The 16875-nt window shown below is 61.8% G+C and carries 13 protein-coding genes and 3 pseudogenes; 12 read left to right on the top strand and 4 right to left on the bottom strand.

The features are described 5' to 3' along the window. Nucleotides 1-301 precede the first annotated feature (301 nt). Nucleotides 302-1027: pseudogene (locus AC0969_RS14415) on the bottom strand (transposase); the annotation flags it as partial. 89 nt (nucleotides 1028-1116) lie between these two features. Here AC0969_RS14415 and AC0969_RS14410 point away from each other — a divergent pair. Continuing rightward, entirely contained in the window at nucleotides 1117-1449 is a 333-nt protein-coding gene (locus AC0969_RS14410) for an iron-containing alcohol dehydrogenase (protein WP_479624834.1), read from the top strand. 190 nt (nucleotides 1450-1639) lie between these two features. Here the strand turns inward: AC0969_RS14410 and AC0969_RS14405 are convergent. From AC0969_RS14405 to AC0969_RS14395, 3 genes and pseudogenes are all read right to left on the bottom strand, one after another. Beyond that, a pseudogene (locus AC0969_RS14405) lies at nucleotides 1640-1687 on the bottom strand (hypothetical protein); the annotation flags it as partial. A gap of 283 nt (nucleotides 1688-1970) precedes the next feature. Beyond that, nucleotides 1971-2426 (bottom strand): fasciclin domain-containing protein, encoded by a 456-nt coding sequence (locus AC0969_RS14400; RefSeq protein WP_479624833.1) that lies wholly within the window; start codon nucleotides 2424-2426, stop codon nucleotides 1971-1973. Nucleotides 2427-2686: 260 nt separating this feature from the next. Continuing rightward, a pseudogene (locus tag AC0969_RS14395) lies at nucleotides 2687-3224 on the bottom strand (transposase zinc-binding domain-containing protein); the annotation flags it as partial. 321 nt (nucleotides 3225-3545) lie between these two features. On the opposite strand from AC0969_RS14395, the gene AC0969_RS14390 reads away from it, so the two are divergent. The 11 genes from AC0969_RS14390 (at nucleotide 3546) to aspS (ending at nucleotide 16716) form a co-directional block, all read left to right on the top strand. Then, nucleotides 3546-3704 (top strand): hypothetical protein, encoded by a 159-nt coding sequence (locus AC0969_RS14390; protein WP_479624832.1) that lies wholly within the window; start codon nucleotides 3546-3548, stop codon nucleotides 3702-3704. Nucleotides 3705-3942: 238 nt separating this feature from the next. After that, a complete protein-coding gene (serA, locus tag AC0969_RS14385) occupies nucleotides 3943-5172 on the top strand; it encodes a phosphoglycerate dehydrogenase (RefSeq protein ID WP_479624831.1) in 1230 nt (409 codons plus the stop codon). Nucleotides 5173-5294: 122 nt separating this feature from the next. Continuing rightward, nucleotides 5295-9173, top strand: a complete 3879-nt coding sequence (locus AC0969_RS14380; RefSeq protein WP_479624830.1) for a DUF3683 domain-containing protein — start codon at nucleotides 5295-5297, stop codon at nucleotides 9171-9173. After that, nucleotides 9173-9595 (top strand): gamma-butyrobetaine hydroxylase family protein, encoded by a 423-nt coding sequence (locus AC0969_RS14375; RefSeq protein ID WP_479624829.1) that lies wholly within the window; start codon nucleotides 9173-9175, stop codon nucleotides 9593-9595. The genes AC0969_RS14380 and AC0969_RS14375 overlap by 1 nt, the downstream gene beginning before the upstream one ends. Before the next feature lie 133 nt (nucleotides 9596-9728). After that, a complete protein-coding gene (ubiE, locus tag AC0969_RS14370; protein WP_479624828.1) occupies nucleotides 9729-10460 on the top strand; it encodes a bifunctional demethylmenaquinone methyltransferase/2-methoxy-6-polyprenyl-1,4-benzoquinol methylase UbiE in 732 nt (243 codons plus the stop codon). A gap of 40 nt (nucleotides 10461-10500) precedes the next feature. Next, a complete protein-coding gene (locus AC0969_RS14365) occupies nucleotides 10501-11475 on the top strand; it encodes a Tim44 domain-containing protein (RefSeq protein WP_479624827.1) in 975 nt (324 codons plus the stop codon). A 175-nt stretch (nucleotides 11476-11650) separates the two neighbouring features. Continuing rightward, the gene (locus AC0969_RS14360; protein ID WP_479624826.1) at nucleotides 11651-12193 is read left to right on the top strand and encodes a hypothetical protein; all 543 of its coding nucleotides are present in this window, start codon (nucleotides 11651-11653) and stop codon (nucleotides 12191-12193) included. Continuing rightward, nucleotides 12190-13770, top strand: coding sequence for a ubiquinone biosynthesis regulatory protein kinase UbiB (gene ubiB / locus AC0969_RS14355; RefSeq protein ID WP_479624825.1), 1581 nt, complete (start codon nucleotides 12190-12192; stop codon nucleotides 13768-13770). The genes AC0969_RS14360 and ubiB overlap by 4 nt, the downstream gene beginning before the upstream one ends. 70 nt (nucleotides 13771-13840) lie before the next feature. Further along, entirely contained in the window at nucleotides 13841-14176 is a 336-nt protein-coding gene (locus AC0969_RS14350) for an FmdB family zinc ribbon protein (protein WP_479624824.1), read from the top strand. 8 nt (nucleotides 14177-14184) lie between these two features. Beyond that, nucleotides 14185-14811, top strand: a complete 627-nt coding sequence (locus tag AC0969_RS14345; protein ID WP_479624840.1) for a DUF502 domain-containing protein — start codon at nucleotides 14185-14187, stop codon at nucleotides 14809-14811. 81 nt (nucleotides 14812-14892) lie between these two features. After that, the gene (aspS, locus tag AC0969_RS14340) at nucleotides 14893-16716 is read left to right on the top strand and encodes an aspartate--tRNA ligase (protein WP_479624823.1); all 1824 of its coding nucleotides are present in this window, start codon (nucleotides 14893-14895) and stop codon (nucleotides 16714-16716) included. Nucleotides 16717-16875: the final 159 nt, after the last annotated feature.

The following is a 16875-nucleotide window of genomic DNA, read 5'->3' as shown; positions in this document are numbered from 1 at the left end:
GTAAACCGTGCCCAACGGGGTTAGAGAACGGGGCGTTTTGGCCGGATTCGGTGGTTTCTGGGTTTCAGCACCTCGACAACGCGTTTTGAACGGCCTTGTTCAGCGTTGCCTTAAGCCAAGTATGGCATGGGTTTTTTGCATTCTGACGCCGTTGAAATGTGCAGTTTGAGCGGTCGCAGCCGCCCAATAGCGAGAGCACCGACCGCAAGTCGGCGTGGGCCTGCCGCGCACGCAGCCTTCCTCCGCAGCACATCTGCATCGCCGTCTCTCTCAGTCACCAATTGACGCGCTGATCGACCTCCTAGTCTGGTGATGACTGTGCCGCCAAATCCCAATCCGGCTCGATTTGTGGCTCCTCACCCACCTGCGTATCACAGCCCTCCCAAAACGGCGGCCCGCGTGCTGGTGTGATGTGTGGGGGCTCGGATGGCACGCCAATGTGGTTCAAGATGTGCCGGATGTCGGCACTGTGTGTGATGAAGGCGATGGTGCGCATCTGGCCACCACAGATTGGGCACAGCAGCGGGAACACCTCGTAGATACGCGCAATCAACACCGCCCACAGATGGTGCGCTGCGCGCTTGGGTGGCGCAGGTTCAGGCGCGGGTGCAACTGCATTTCCCGGTGATGCAACACCAGACACGGCCTCAGCCATGGCGGCTGGCACCGCCTGTGCCGAAGTCGGTTGCTCTGGTGCCGCCATGGCCGTCACCGCTGCCCTGAGTGGCGAGTTCGGTGCCAGCACCCCAAAGTAGCGGTGGCGGTGCGTACGCGGTGGTGGCACCAGGGCGGCAATGCGAGCTATCAGCTCCAGCGGGGTGAGGTGTAGCTCGTCCACCTTGGCACCACGTTTGTCACCCGTAGGCTCGCTGTGCTGTTTGGCACAGAGGTACACCAGGGCAGCTCCCTTTTTGCGCAGCCGATCCATGGCAAAGGGTGGACGGGAACAGTAGCGCAACAGCTGCTCCAGCGCGGCGCGGTCGTGTGCTTCGATGCACACACCCGCATTCACCGAAAACCCGCTGTGGCATCCCGGTGCTGAACCCGGGCGATATCCTGGAATACGCCTGGGACCACCCGAACGTCCGGCCAATTGACTAGCGCCTGCCCTATTTTTTGGCCCTGCCCACCACCTCGGGCACCGGCTCGGAAGTGGGCCGCTCCAGCGTCGTCAGTGAGGTCGACAGCCACCTTAAACGGGTGATTTTCAGCCCCAAAATCCTGGCCAAGGTGGTATTTTCCGACCCCGAGCTGACGCTGGGCCTGCCCTCGGCCATCACCGCCGCCACCGGCATCGACGCGCTGACGCACAACATCGAAAGCTATCTGTCCCCGGCCTACCACCCGCTGTGTGATGGCATCGCGCTGGAGGGCACGCGCATTGCCGCCGCTTCGCTGCGCACGGTGGCGGTGAAGGAGTATCTGGCCGGCAAAAAGCGGGCTGCATAGCGCCTCTTTCTGGGCGCTGTGAAGACGGGTGGTCCGACGGCAGACGCCAAGCCGGCGGTGGAACTCGAAATTGGGGGCAACTAGGTCGCACACCTCCGTGAAGCCATCGCCGGAGAGGAGTCGGCATAGGGGGCAGCCATTCGTCCAGCTCGCGCCAGACTCTGGGCGTTTGCGCCATTCCAAAGTACGTCTTCCAGCCCTGCAGGTAGGGTTTCAGTTTGTCTATCACTAGCTCCATGCTGCGCCCGCCTGAGCTGCCGGATGCGGGCGGGCCTTGAAGTTGTCCAGCACCTTGTGGGCGACTGCACACTTGACCTCCGTGCCCTTGGCCACCCACAGCGCTTAGCCCAGGAGCTTGCGCCCGAAGGCGTTTGCCACGGCGCTTTTGGCTTCGTTGATCTGCAGCTTGAGCCCCGCGTACAGCTTGCGCAGCAGCAAGAGTGCGCCCATGCTGGGCGCACATGAAAAAAGCCCCGGCAGCTGAAACTGCCGGGGCTTTTTTGCGGGTGCCTGCGAAGGGCTTACTTGGGCATGATGACGGTGTCGATCACGTGGATCACGCCATTGTCGGCCACGATGTCGGTCTTGATCACGTTGGCCGCATCTACCTTCACGCCACCCATGGTGCTGATGGTGATTTCGCTGCCTTGTACGGTCTTGACCTTGCCGGCTTTCACATCTGCTGCCATTACTTTGCCGGGTACCACGTGGTAGGTCAGCACGGCAGTCAGCTTGGCTTTGTCCTTGAGCAGGGCTTCGAGGTCAGCTTTGGGCACTTTGGCGAATGCTTCATCAGTAGGTGCAAAAACGGTGAATGGGCCTTTTCCCTTTAGGGTGTCTACCAGACCGGCGGCACCAAGCGCTGTGGCCAAAGTCTTGAAGTTGCCTGCGCCTACGGCAGTGTCAACGATGTCTTTGGCTTGTGCAGAAACAGCTACGCTCAGTGCCAACACGGAAGCAATCAACAGCTTTTTCATCGGGATCTCCAATCGGTGTGAATTCGATAATTCACGTCAGAAAATACTGACGTGGAATAAATATATACCAAATAGTACAGTTTTGAACTGTGTGGTATTTATTTTGGGCCAATCAGTCACTTTATACCAATTGTGTTGATTTAAGGCCCTCCGTACCCGTAGGTCCCGGAGGCTCTCAGTGCACTTGCGGACTTAATCGAACCACCATTTGAGATAGAACTTGCACTTCGAAATCAGCCAGTCAGTGGTCTTGATGTTGAGCGTGCGATGGCGCCCCCTGAGCCAATATGCAGGGCCGCCTTGTCCGCACTTGCCGCACCGGGGCAGTTGGCAGGTAGGCTTTGCGCAATGATCCGCAGAAAAATACGCAGCACCATGTTCAGTACTGCCCCGTCACGCTGCATAAAGTAGCGCAGTCGCTTCGGGACCGACAGCATCCACTGGCGCACCGGCAGGCGGGGGGAAAAATGATCGCAGAGGTGCGCCGCCGTCTCCACCATGCGCCGGGTGTTGCACGAGGGGCGGACACCTCGGCCTTTGCAGGAATAGGCAACGAAGTAGTCGTGCCCGCAATCGTCACACCAGCGCCCGGGCAAAGCCTTGCGCAAAGATGCCGCACTCCAGGTATTTGCGAAAGGCCTGGCGAACATAAGGCTTTGGGGTGTGGTGGTCGCCCTGGCCGTCGAACTGACCTGCACTAGCCAACTCAAACCTGGTCTCGAAGTGCTCGGCAATGGTTTGGTACAGCAGAGTCCGCTCGGGGTGGCGCGGGTTGTAGAGTTTGGGCTTTGCACCCACTGTGGCCCGCCCGCGTGTGAATGCGAGTGCGTTGGGCGTGCAGTGGCGGGCATGGGGGAGTGCCAGCTTGGGCGGGTGCCTCATGATACTGGGTTTATATCCAGATTCGCCGCGTGCAGAGCCAACCATTGGGTGGGCCAAATACTCCTGATTTGATAACTGCTTGCGCAAATCCCACGAGGGCTGTAGCTAGATTTGAACACCTCGCCGGCGGGAGCCCCGGCAATCGCCAACGGCACCGGTTCCTGCGCCGGGTGAACCCGGCAGCACGGATCGGCCATCGCCGCAGCACTGCTGGCAAAAAAGCCCGAGGTCGGCAGCGTGTCGCTACAGACCAGCCAAGAGGCCGACATGGTGCATGACGCCGTGCGCGGCGATGCGCAACTGGCGCTGTTGGGGGCGATGGAGAACAGCCTGGTCCAAATTTTGGAGTCGGATAAAGACCTGCAAGAGCACTCCGCTACTTTCAAAAAGCCCTGACCGAGTTGCAGGGAATGGCGCTCACCCCAGAGAGCCTGATGCAGCAGGCCCAGCAGTTGGTGCAGGCGGTGGCGGCGTTCCGGCTGGCCTAAGGTTGGTGCCGTGCCGTGTTGCGCGGTGTGGGCCTTGTAAACCCCTGCTACGGGCAATGCCGTAGGGGGTTTGCCTGTATTTGTTGCATTGCAGCATGCTAGGATCATTCCCCCTCTCTCTCTCTCTACCTGATGCCGGGCACCGCATGCGCAAGACTTCTCTGGACAAAAGCAAGATCAAGTTTCTCTTATTAGAGGGTGTACATCCTTCGGCGCTGGAGGTGCTGCGCAACGCGGGCTACAGCCAGATCGAGAGCTTGCCCGGTGCTTTGCCCGAAGCGCAGTTGATGGAGAAAATCGCCGACGCGCATTTCATCGGCATCCGCTCGCGCACCCAGCTCACCAAAGAGGTATTTGCCCATGCCAACAAGCTGGTGGCCGTGGGCTGCTTTTGTATTGGCACCAACCAGGTGGACCTGGAGGCGGCCCGCGAGCGCGGCATTGCCGTGTTCAACGCGCCGTTTTCCAACACCCGCTCGGTGGCCGAGCTGGTGCTGGCCGAGGCGATTTTGTTGCTGCGCGGCATCCCCGAGAAAAGCGCGGTGGCGCACCGGGGCGGCTGGCTCAAGTCGGCCGAGAATTCGTTTGAAATTCGCGGCAAAACCCTGGGCATCGTGGGCTACGGCTCCATCGGCACCCAGTTGTCGGTGCTGGCCGAGGCGCTGGGAATGCAGGTCTGCTTTTATGACGTGGTGACCAAGCTGCCGTTGGGCAATGCACGCCAAGTGGGCGACTTGCATACCTTGCTGGGTATGAGCGACATCGTCACCTTGCATGTGCCCGAAACCGCCGCCACCCAGTGGATGATTGGCGCGGCCGAGATTGCCGCCATGAAGCAAGGCGGCATTTTGATCAACGCCGCACGCGGCACGGTGGTGGATATCGCTGCGCTGGCCGCCGCCCTGCAAGCCAAAAAGCTGCTGGGTGCCGCCATTGACGTGTTCCCCGAGGAGCCGCGCAGCAACAAGGACGAGTTCCAGTCGCCCCTGCGCGGGCTGGACAACGTGATCCTGACCCCGCACGTGGGTGGCTCCACCATCGAGGCGCAGGCCAATATCGGTCTGGAAGTGGCGGAGAAACTGGTCAAGTACAGCGACAACGGCACCTCCACCTCGTCGGTCAACTTCCCCGAGGTGGCCCTCAGCAGCCATTCCGGCAAACACCGCCTGCTGCACATCCACCACAACGTGCCGGGCGTGCTGTCGGCCGTGAACCAGGTGTTCAGCGACAACCACATCAACATCGCCGCGCAGTTTTTGCAGACCAACGAGAAGATTGGCTATGTGGTGATCGACATCGACGCGGCTTCCAGCGATTTGGCCCTGGAAAAGCTGGCGGATGTACCTGGAACCATCCGCAGCCGCGTGCTGTTCTGATTTCGCCGTCGCTTCCTGACAACCCGCCGTCGGCGGGGTAAAAGTCTGCTGCCCTAAAATCGCACCCCGACTGTCATCCCAGGCCCATGGGCACTGCTGCCCACCCCAGGTTATTTCCCCCCATGAATGCTCCCACCGCGTTGTCCACCCTGCTGGCGCAGGCCCCTGAAGCCGTTCGCCTGCGCGAAATTCCGTACAACTACACCTCGTTTTCCGACCGCGAAATCGTCATCCGCCTGCTAGGCACACGCGCCTGGGATGTCCTGAACGGCCTGCGCCAGGAGCGCCGCACCGGCCGATCTGCCCGCATGCTGTACGAAGTGCTGGGCGATATCTGGGTGGTGCAGCGCAACCCCTACCTGCAAGACGACCTGCTGGACAACCCCAAGCGCCGCAAGCAACTGGTGGATGCCCTGCACCACCGCCTCGACGAGGTGGGCAAGCGCCGCAACCCCGATGCGGGCAGCGAGCGCGATGCCCTGGTGGGTGAACTGCTGGTGGCGGCCACGGCGGCGGTGGACCAGTTTGGCAAAACCTTCGTCCAGGTGGCCGACCTGCGCCGCAAAACCGCGCGTGTGCTGGGCAAGCTCACGGCCAAGGACAACATCAAGTTCGACGGCCTGAGCCGCGTCAGCCACGTCACCGATGCCACCGACTGGCGCGTCGAATACCCGTTTGTGGTGCTCACCCCCGACACCGAGGCCGAGATGGCCGGGCTGGTCAGGGGCTGCATCGAGCTCGGCCTGACCATCATCCCGCGTGGCGGCGGCACCGGCTACACCGGCGGCGCGATCCCGCTGACCTGGAACAGCGCGGTCATCAACACCGAAAAATTAGAGGCCATGACCGAGGTGGAGATGCGCATGCTGCCCGGCGTGGAGCATCCTGTGGCCACCATCTTCAGCGAAGCCGGTGTGGTGACCCAGCGCGTGGCCGATGCGGCCGAGCGCGGTGGCTACGTGTTTGCGGTTGATCCCACCTCTGCCGAGGCTTCGTGCATCGGCGGCAACATCGCCATGAATGCCGGTGGCAAGAAGGCCGTGCTCTGGGGCACGGCGCTGGACAACCTGGCCTCGTGGCGCATGGTCACGCCCGATGCCCAGTGGCTGGAAGTCACCCGGCTGAACCACAACCTGGGCAAGATCCACGACGTGGAGGTGGCCAGCTTCGAGCTACAGTATTTTGAGGCCGACGGCAAAACCAAGATCCGCACCGAGCGCCTGGACATCCCCGGCAAGACCTTCCGCAAAGAAGGTCTGGGCAAGGACGTAACCGACAAGTTCTTGAGCGGCCTGCCCGGTATCCAGAAAGAGGGCTGCGACGGCCTGATTACCAGCGGCCGCTGGGTGGTGCACCGCATGCCCGCGCACACCCGCACCGTGTGCCTAGAGTTCTTTGGCGATGCCAAAAACGCCGTGCCCAGCATCGTCGAGATCAAAGACTTCATGTTCGCCGAGCAAAAGCGCACTGGCGTGCTGCTGGCCGGGCTGGAGCATCTGGACGACCGCTACCTGAAGGCCGTGGGCTACACCACCAAATCCAAGCGCGGCGGCCTGCCCAAGATGGCCTTGTTTGGCGATATCGCGGGCGACAACGCCGACGACGTGGCCCGCGCCACCTCGGAAGTGGTGCGCATTGCCAATTCGCGCAGCGGCGAAGGCTTCATCGCCATCAGCCCCGAGGCGCGTAAAAAGTTCTGGCTGGACCGTAAGAAAACCGCTGCCATCAGCCGCCACACCAACGCCTTCAAGATCAACGAAGACGTGGTGATCCCGCTGCCGCGCATGGCCGAGTACACCGACGGCATCGAGCGCATCAACATCGAGCTCAGCCTGAAGAACAAACTGGAGCTGTGCGACGCGCTGCAAGACTTCTTCAGCAACGGCAACCTGCCGCTGGGCAAAGGCGACGAAGACGGCGATGTGCCATCCCCCGAGCTGCTGGAAGAGCGCGTGGTGCAGGCCCAGAGCCTGGTGGCCGAGGTGCGCGCCCTGTGGCAGGGCTGGCTGGACGGGGTGGAAACCCTGTTCCCGCAGCTGCAAGACCACACGCTGCGCGCCAGCTGGAAGACGCAAATCCGCGCCCAGCTGCAAAACATCTTCACCGGCGCGGCCTTCAAGGGCATTCTGGATGAATGCACTGCCATCCATAAAAAGGTCTTGAAGGGCCGGGTTTGGGTGGCCCTGCACATGCATGCCGGCGACGGCAATGTGCACACCAATCTGCCGGTCAACAGCGACAACTACGCGATGCTGCAAACCGCCCACGGTGCCGTCAAACGCATCATGGCGCTGGCCAGAGCCCTGGACGGCGTGATCTCGGGCGAGCATGGCATCGGCATCACCAAGCTGGAGTTTCTGAGCGATGCCGAGATGCAGCCGTTCACCGACTACAAGCAGCGCATCGACCCCGAAGGCCGCTTCAACAAAGGCAAGCTGCTACGGAATTCGCAGCTGCATGCGCAGGATGGTACTGCGCTTGAGGCCGATTTGACCAATGCCTACACCCCCAGCTTCGGGCTGATGGGCCACGAGTCGCTGATCATGCAGCAGAGCGACATTGGCGCGATTGCCGACAGCATGAAGGACTGCCTGCGCTGCGGCAAATGCAAACCGGTGTGCGCCACCCACGTGCCGCGCGCCAACCTGCTGTACAGCCCGCGCAACAAGATTCTGGCCACGTCCTTGCTGGTGGAAGCCTTCTTGTACGAAGAGCAAACCCGGCGCGGCGTGAGCATCAAGCACTGGGAGCAGTTTGAAGACGTGGCCGACCACTGCACGGTGTGCCACAAATGCCTGAGCCCCTGCCCGGTGAAGATCGACTTTGGCGACGTGACGATGAACATGCGCAACCTGCTGCGCAAAATGGGCAAGAAGACCTTCCGCCCCGGCAATGCGGCGGCCATGCTGTTCCTGAACGCCACGAATCCCGAAACCATCAAGCTGGCACGGGCCGCGATGGTGGGTGTGGGCTTCAAGGTCCAGCGCTTGGCAAACGATGTACTGCGCAGCTTCGCCAAGAAGCAAACCGCCGCGCCGCGTGCCACGGTGGGTGCCGCGCCCATCAAAGAGCAGGTGATCCACTTCATCAACAAAAAGATGCCGGGCAACCTGCCCAAAAAGACCGCCCGCGCCCTGCTGGACATCGAAGACAGCGACTACGTGCCCATCATCCGCAACCCGGTGGCCACCACCAGCGAATCCGAGGCGGTGTTTTACTTCCCCGGCTGCGGCTCCGAGCGCCTGTTCAGCCAGGTCGGCCTGGCCACCCAGGCCATGCTGTGGCATGCGGGCGTGCAAACCGTGCTGCCACCCGGCTACCTGTGCTGCGGCTACCCGCAAAAGGGCAGCGGCCAGTTCGACAAGGCCAACAAAATCATCACCGACAACCGGGTGCTGTTCCACCGCGTGGCCAATACGCTGAACTACCTGGACATCAAGACCGTGGTGGTGAGCTGCGGCACCTGCTATGACCAGCTGCAAGGCTACGAGTTCGACAAGATATTCCCCGGCTGCCGCATCATCGACATCCACGAATACCTGCTGGAAAAAGGCATCACGCTGAACAACAACGGCGCGTATCTGTACCACGACCCCTGCCACACCCCCATGAAGCTGCAAGAGCCGATGAAGACGGTGAAGGCACTGCTGGGCGACCAGGTGCTGGAATCCAAACGCTGCTGCGGCGAGTCCGGCACCCTGGGCGTGACCCGGCCCGACATCTCTACGCAAATCCGCTTCCGCAAGGAAGAAGAGCTGCGCAACGACGAAACCAAGCTGCGGGCCCTGGGCAACCTGGGCGAAAAGGACAACCTGAAAATCCTCACCAGCTGCCCCAGCTGCCTGCAAGGCCTGAGCCGCTACGGCAACGACCTGCAAAACGGCCTGCTGGAGGCCGACTACATCGTGGTCGAAATGGCCAACCAGATTCTCGGCAAGGATTGGCTGCCGACCTACGTGGCGCAAGCCAACCACGGCGGTATTGAGCGGGTGCTTGTCTGATGGCCGGCTTGAAGGCAGGGTCGCCGACACCCCAAGACATCACCGTCCACGGCCAATCCAGGGTGCTGGAAGTCACGTTTTCCGACGGGGCCACGTTCCGCATCCCGTTCGAGCTGATGCGCGTGTACTCGCCGTCGGCCGAGGTGCAAGGCCACGGCCCGGGCCAGGAAACCCTGCAAACAGGGATGCGCGAAGTCACTCTGGTCGGGCTGGAACCGGTGGGCAACTACGGCGTGCAGCCCACGTTCTCTGACGGCCACAGCACCGGCATCTTCACCTGGGACTACCTGTACTTTTTGGGTTCCGAGCAGGACAAGCTGTGGGCCGATTACACCGCCCGTCTGGCCGCAGCCGGAGCTGATCGCGATGCCCCCATGCCGGGCAAAGCGGCTAAAACCGATAAGGGCTGTAGCAGCCATTGAAAGCTGGTTGCTATTGAATGTGTAGCTGCTTGTGCAGGTACTATATGCGCTAGCGGCCTGTTTTCTTTAAATTCCCCGTTCTGGTGCAAGGTTGTTGCTACCCCGCGCCCGGCTTCTGACTTACGATAAAAACATGAGCACTACCCATTTCGGTTTCCAGTCGGTTGACGAGAGCGACAAGGCCCGCCACGTGCGCGGCGTTTTCGATTCCGTGGCTTCCAAATACGACCTGATGAACGACCTGATGTCGGCCGGGTTGCACCGCGTCTGGAAGGCCTACACCGTGCAGGTGGCCGACCTGCGCGAAGGCCACCAGGTGCTGGACATCGCGGGTGGCACCGGCGACTTGGCGATGGCATTTGCCAAAAAGGTCGGTGCTACCGGCCGCGTGGTGCATACCGACATCAACGAGGCCATGCTGCGCACCGGACGCGACCGCCTGATCGACGCGGGGATCAACCTGCCCACGATGGTCTGCGATGCCGAAAAGCTGCCGTTCCCCGATGCCAGCTTCGACCGTGTCAGCGTGGCCTTTGGTCTGCGCAACATGACCCACAAAGACGTGGCCCTGGCCGAGATGTGCCGCGTGCTCAAGCCCGGCGGCAAGCTGCTGGTGCTGGAGTTTTCCAAAGTGGCCCAGCCGCTGGAAAAGGCCTACGACTGGTATTCGTTCAAGGTACTGCCCCAGCTGGGCAAGCTGGTGGCGGGCGACGATGCCAGCTACCGGTATCTGGCCGAATCCATCCGCATGCATCCAGGCCAGAAAGAATTGAAGACCATGATGCAGGCCGCAGGTTTTGGCCATGTGGACTACCACAACCTTACCGGAGGCATGGTGGCCTTGCACATGGGGATCAAGTGTTGATGGATTGCGCGTCTAATTCTTATAAAACCACGGAGATACCATGAAAATTTGGACATTAGTTCTGGCCGCTACCCTGGCCATTGGCGCGGGTTTTGATGCCGAAGCTGCTCGCCGCATGGGCGGCGGCAAGTCGGTTGGGCAGCAGTCCAGTAACGTCACACAGCGCCAGGCAGCACCCGCAGCCCCAGCACAAAACGCCACCAACGCCACTGCGGCCAAACCGGCTGCTGCGGCTCCGGCAGTGGCCCCCAAGCGCCCGTGGGGAGCCATGTTAGGTGGCTTGGCCGCTGGCCTGGGCTTGGCCTGGCTGGCCAGTTCTCTGGGCTTGGGTGCGGCCATGGGGCAATTCATGCTGATTGCCTTGGTGGTGCTGGTGGGCATGGTGCTGCTTGGCTGGTTTATGCGTTCGCGCAAAAATGCTAGCGCATCCGCCAGCCACAGCAGCCCGTTTGCCTTCCAGGGCGCGGGCCCGGCGGTGGCCACTGCGGCACCGGCATACCGCATGGAAAACGTGGGCAACGACGCGTCGGCCCGGCCTTTTGAACGCAGCAGCCACCTGGCGCCGCTGGATACCGCAGGTTCCGGCTCGGTGATCGGCTCGGCCCTGTCCGGCCCGCAAGGCTGGGGCATACCTGACGGCTTTGATGCCGATGGGTTCCTGAACGCCGCCAAAAACAACTTCGTCACCCTGCAATCGGCCTGGGACCGGTCCGACATCGCGTCCCTGCGCGCCATGATGACCGACACCATGCTGGGCGAAATCCAGTCCCAACTGACCGAGCGCGAAAGCCACACCGGTGGCAACACCAACAAAACCGACGTGGTGATGCTGGATGCCAAGCTGCTGGGCATCGAAGACTTGGGCAATGACTACATGGCCAGCGTCGAGTTCTCCGGCATGATCCGCGAAGAGCCTTCGGCCGGCCCCAGCCCGTTCCGCGAAGTCTGGAACATGACCAAACCCAAGAGCGGCGCCAGCGGCTGGCTGGTGGCGGGCGTGCAGGCTTTACAGTAAGCCAAACCCTACCCATCCCCTACAACGGAAACAAACGGCAGCCCAAGGCGAGCGCAGCTAAGCCCACCCGTGAACACCGCAGAACCGGCTTTGCCGGGCTGCTGGTGTTGCCCCCTGCAAGGGGGGTGGCGAAAGAAGCGAAGCTCTGCAGCCTGGGGGTGTGCCACAAGCATTTATGGCAACACAGTCCCCTTTTTCTTTGCTCGAAAACCTCTTCACCCGCGCCAGCGCCACGCTGCAACCGCCCCCCTGGGTGGTCGATGAGGTGCAAAACCGCATCGTCTTGCTGCTCAACCATGTGTTGCAGCAAGAGCCCGAAGCCACCGCCCGCCTAACCCGGCAAAAGGGCCGCGTGGTGCTGATGCAGTGGCGCAGTTTCCACATGGCCCTGGTGGCTACCCCGGCGGGCTTGCTGGACCGCGCCGCGCCCGGCATGCGTGCCGATTTGACGCTCACCATTTCTGAGACCTCACCCTTCGCCCTGGCCCAGCAGGCCCTGAGCGCAGGCAAGCCCGGCGTGCGCATCGAAGGCGACGTGCAACTGGCGGCCGAGGTCAACTGGTTGGTGGACCATGTGCGCTGGGATCTGGAAGAAGACCTGTCGCGCGTGGTGGGCGACACCACGGCCCATACCGTGGGCAATCTGGTGCGCAGCGCTGCCAGCACCTTGCGCCAGTTCATTGCCAAGCGCCCCGGTGCCGACAAGGCACCTGCATGAGCCGGATTTTTCGGGGGGCATACATCGTCTGGATCGTGCTGCGCTACGGTCTGGACGAGTTGGTTCTGACCAGTTTCAAGAAACCCTGGCTGTTGGTGCTGGCCCGCGTGCTGGCAGTGGGCCGCAATCTGGATGCACCGCGCGGCGTGCGCCTGCGCGAGGCGCTGGAGCGGCTGGGCCCCATCTTCGTCAAGTTTGGCCAAGTGCTGTCCACCCGCCGTGACCTGCTGCCGCCCGATATCTCGGACGAGCTGGCCCGCCTGCAAGACCGGGTGCCGCCATTTGCTTCGTCCATCGCGGTGGCCACCATCGAGCGGGCGTTTCGCAAGCCCATCGGCAGCATTTTTGAAAGCTTTGACCTGGAGCCGGTGGCCAGCGCGTCCATCGCCCAGGTGCACTTTGCGGTACTGAAAGACCGTAACGGCCAATTGCGCGACGTGGCGGTGAAGGTGTTGCGCCCGAACATGCTGCCCGCGATTGAAAAAGACCTGGGCCTGATGCGTACGATGGCGGGCTGGGTGAGTGGCTTTTCAGACGACGGCAAGCGCCTGAAACCGCTGGAAGTGGTGGCCGAGTTCGATAAATACCTGCACGACGAGCTGGACCTGGTGCGCGAAGCCTCCAGCGCGGCCCAGCTACGCCGCAACATGGAGGGCCTGGACCTGGTGCTGATCCCCGAAATGTTCTGGGACCTGTGCGCCACCGAGGCCATCGTCATGGAGCGCATGGTGGGCATCCCCATCAGCCACACCGAGCGGCTGCGCGCGGCAGGGGTCGATTTCAAAAAGCTGGCCCGCGACGGCGTGACGATTTTCTTCACCCAGGTGTTCCGCGACGGCTTTTTCCACGCCGACATGCACCCCGGCAACATCCAGGTGTCGGTAGCTCCGGCCACCTTTGGCCGCTACATCTCGCTGGACTTCGGCATCGTCGGTACGCTGACCGAGTACGACAAAGAGTACCTGGCGCAAAACTTCACCGCCTTCTTTCGCCGCGACTACAAGCGCGTGGCCGAGCTGCACATCGAATCCGGCTGGGTGCCTGCCAGCACCCGGGTGGACGAGCTGGAGGCCGCTATCCGCGCCGTGTGCGAGCCGTACTTTGACCGGCCCTTGAAAGAAATCTCGCTGGGCATGGTGCTGATGCGCCTGTTCCAGACCTCGCGCCGCTTCCAGGTCGAAATCCAGCCGCAACTGGTGTTGTTGCAGAAAACCCTGCTCAACATCGAAGGCCTGGGCCGCGACCTCGATCCCGAGCTGGACCTGTGGAACACCGCCAAGCCCTTCCTGGAGAAGTGGATGCTGGAGCAGATCGGCCCCAAAGCCTTCATCGAACAGCTGAAAAACGAAGCCCCGCGCTACGCCAAGCTGCTGCCCGAGCTGCCGCGCCTGCTGGTGGACTTTTTGAAGCAAGGTGCTGCCGACCGGGGCGGTGACCAGCGCAAGCTGATCCAAGAGCTACTGGCCGAGCACAAACGCACCAACCGGCTGCTGCACGGCTTGGTCTACGGGGCCATCGGTTTTGGCCTGGGCCTGCTGGCAATGCGCCTGCTGTTCCTATCCCCATTCCTCTTTTAGCGCAAGCCAGGATTTCACCCACGCAAACTATAATCAAAGGCTTTGCGACTTCACCAGAGCCTTTCTAGCCATGCCAATTTACGCTTACAAATGCGAGTCCTGCGGGCACGCGTTCGACGTGCTGCAAAAAATGTCGGATGCCGTGCTGACGGATTGCCCTAGTTGCCATGCGGCGGCATTGCAAAAGCAAGTCACCGCAGCCGGATTCCAGCTCAAGGGCTCGGGCTGGTATGTGACGGACTTCCGCAATGGCAATGGTGCAGCCAATGCGTCCGCACCCAAAGCGGACGACAGCAAGGCCGCTCCTACAGCCGCCGCTGACGCACCTGCGGCAGCAGCCCCAGCGGCCGCCCCCGCACCTGCAGCGGCCCCGGCACCCGCCACCCCCAGCACCCCGGCGGCCTGACATCCATGATGGCTTCTATCCGCAAATGGCTGCTGTCGGGCCTGTTGGTCATCGTGCCGCTGACGATCACCTTGCTGGTGTTGCAGTGGGTGTTGAATTTTCTGGACCAAACCCTGTTGATACTGCCCGACAGCTGGCAGCCCGACAAACTTTTGGGCTTCCACATCCCCGGCTTTGGCGTGCTGCTGGCGCTGGGCTCGCTGCTGTTGGTGGGGGCCGTGGCCAGCAACTTTGTGGGCAAAAAGCTGGTCGGCTGGTGGGACAACCTGCTGCACCGCATTCCGATCGTGCGCTCGATTTATTCGGGCGTGAAACAAGTGTCCGACACGCTGTTTTCGGAAAGTGGCAACGCCTTTCGCAAGGCCGTGCTGATCCAGTGGCCGCGTGAAGGGGCCTGGACGATTGCCTTCGTGACCGGCGTGCCCGGCGGCGATGCGGCCAATTACCTGCAAGGCGACTACCTCAGCGTCTACGTGCCGACCACCCCCAACCCTACCGGCGGCTACTTCATCATGCTCAAGGCCAGCGACTGCATCGAGCTGAAAATGAGCGTGGACGAGGCGCTGAAATACATCGTCTCGATGGGCGTGGTGGTGCCCAATGGCGTGCCCCCGCACCCGCTAAAACCCCATTAATTTCACCTGTGTGGTGTGCTCTTTGCGGCGCACCACCCTCCGTAACCCATGCGCCCCAAGAGGCGCTAGAAACGATTAGCCATGCAATCTCAAATGCGCACCACCTATTGCGGTCTTGTGACCGAAGCCCTGCTGGGCCAAACCGTGACCCTGTGCGGCTGGGTTAACCGCCGCCGTGACCACGGTGGCGTGATTTTTGTCGATCTGCGCGACCGCGAAGGCTATGTGCAAATCGTCTGCGACCCGGATCGCGCCGAGATGTTTGCCGTGTCCGAATCACTGCGCAACGAGTTCTGCGTGCAGATCAAAGGCCTGGTGCGTGCGCGCCCCGAAGGCACGGTCAACGAGAACCTGAAAAGCGGCAAGATCGAGATCCTGTGCCATGAGCTGGTGGTGCTGAACCCGTCCGTTACGCCGCCGTTCCAGATCGACGACGAAAACCTGTCGGAAACCACCCGCCTGACGCACCGCGTGCTGGACCTGCGCCGCCCGTACATGCAAAACAACCTGATGCTGCGCTACCGCGTGTCGATGGAAGTGCGCAAGTTTCTGGATTCGCACGGTTTTATCGACATCGAAACCCCGATGCTCGGCAAGTCCACCCCCGAAGGCGCGCGTGACTACCTGGTGCCCAGCCGCGTGCACGAAGGCATGTTCTTCGCGCTGCCGCAAAGCCCGCAGCTGTTCAAGCAACTACTGATGGTGGCCGGCTACGACCGCTACTACCAAATCACCAAGTGCTTCCGCGACGAAGATCTGCGCGCCGACCGCCAGCCTGAATTTACCCAGATCGATATCGAAACCTCGTTCCTCACCGAGCAGGAAATCCGCGACATGTTCCAGGGCATGATCCTGACCGTGTTCAAGAACACCTTGGGCGTGGACCTGGGCGAGTTCCCAGTGATGACCTTCCAAGACGCGGCCTTCCGATTCGGCTCCGACAAGCCCGACCTGCGCATCAAGCTCGAATTCACCGAGCTGACCCAGGTGCTGGCCGATGTGGACTTCAAGGTCTTCTCGGGTGCGGCTGCTATGAAGAATGGCCGCATTGTGGGCCTGCGCATTCCCGGCGGCGCCAAGGAAGTGGGTGGCCTGAGCCGCCGCGAGATCGATGCCTACACCGAATTCGTCAAAATCTACGGTGCCAAGGGCCTGGCCTACATCAAGGTCAACGACGCGGCTGCGGGCCGTGGCACGGGCGACTGGCCGGGCCTGCAAAGCCCCATCAAAAAGAACATCCACGACACCGCCCTGAACGAAGTGCTGGCCCGCACCGGTGCGCAAGACGGTGACCTGATCTTTTTTGGTGCCGACACCACCAAGATCGTCAACGATGCCATCGGCGCACTGCGTCTCAAAATCGGCCACAGCGAATTCGGCAAGGCCAACGGCCTGTTCGAAAAAGGCTGGAAACCGCTGTGGGTGGTGGACTTCCCGATGTTCGAGTTCGACGAAGACGCGCAGCGCTACACCGCCACGCACCACCCCTTCACCGCGCCCAAAGACGGCCACGAAGACTGGATGGTCACCGCCCCTGAGAAATGCATCTCCAAGGGCTACGACATGGTGTTGAACGGCTGGGAAATGGGTGGCGGCTCGGTCCGTATCCACCGCGCCGACGTGCAGCAGAAGGTGTTCGACGCGCTCAAGATCAGCCCCGAAGAAGCCCAAGACAAGTTCGGCTTCTTGCTGGATGCGTTGCAGTACGGCGCGCCTCCGCACGGCGGCCTGGCCTTTGGCCTGGACCGTGTGGTCACGCTGATGACCGGTGCCGAGTCGATCCGCGACGTGATCGCCTTCCCCAAAACCCAGCGTGCGCAAGACTTGCTGACGCAAGCGCCGAGCACCGTGGACGAGAAGCAACTGCGCGAATTGCACATCCGCCTGCGCGCCCCAGCGATCTGAATTCCTCCCTCTCCCTCCGGGAGAGGGGCGGGGTGAGGGCTCTCCCCTCGTAACCATCCTCAAAAGGGCTGACATGTGTCAGCCCTTTTGCATTGGCGTGCGGGAAATCGTCTTTCCCATCGGCTACCCTTGCCGCTCCAAAAAGGGAGAGTGCGTGCG

The organism is Rhodoferax sp. LB1P47 (assembly GCF_056521445.1).
Note: the sequence above shows the minus strand (reverse complement) of the source record. Positions and strands in the feature narration are given on the sequence as shown.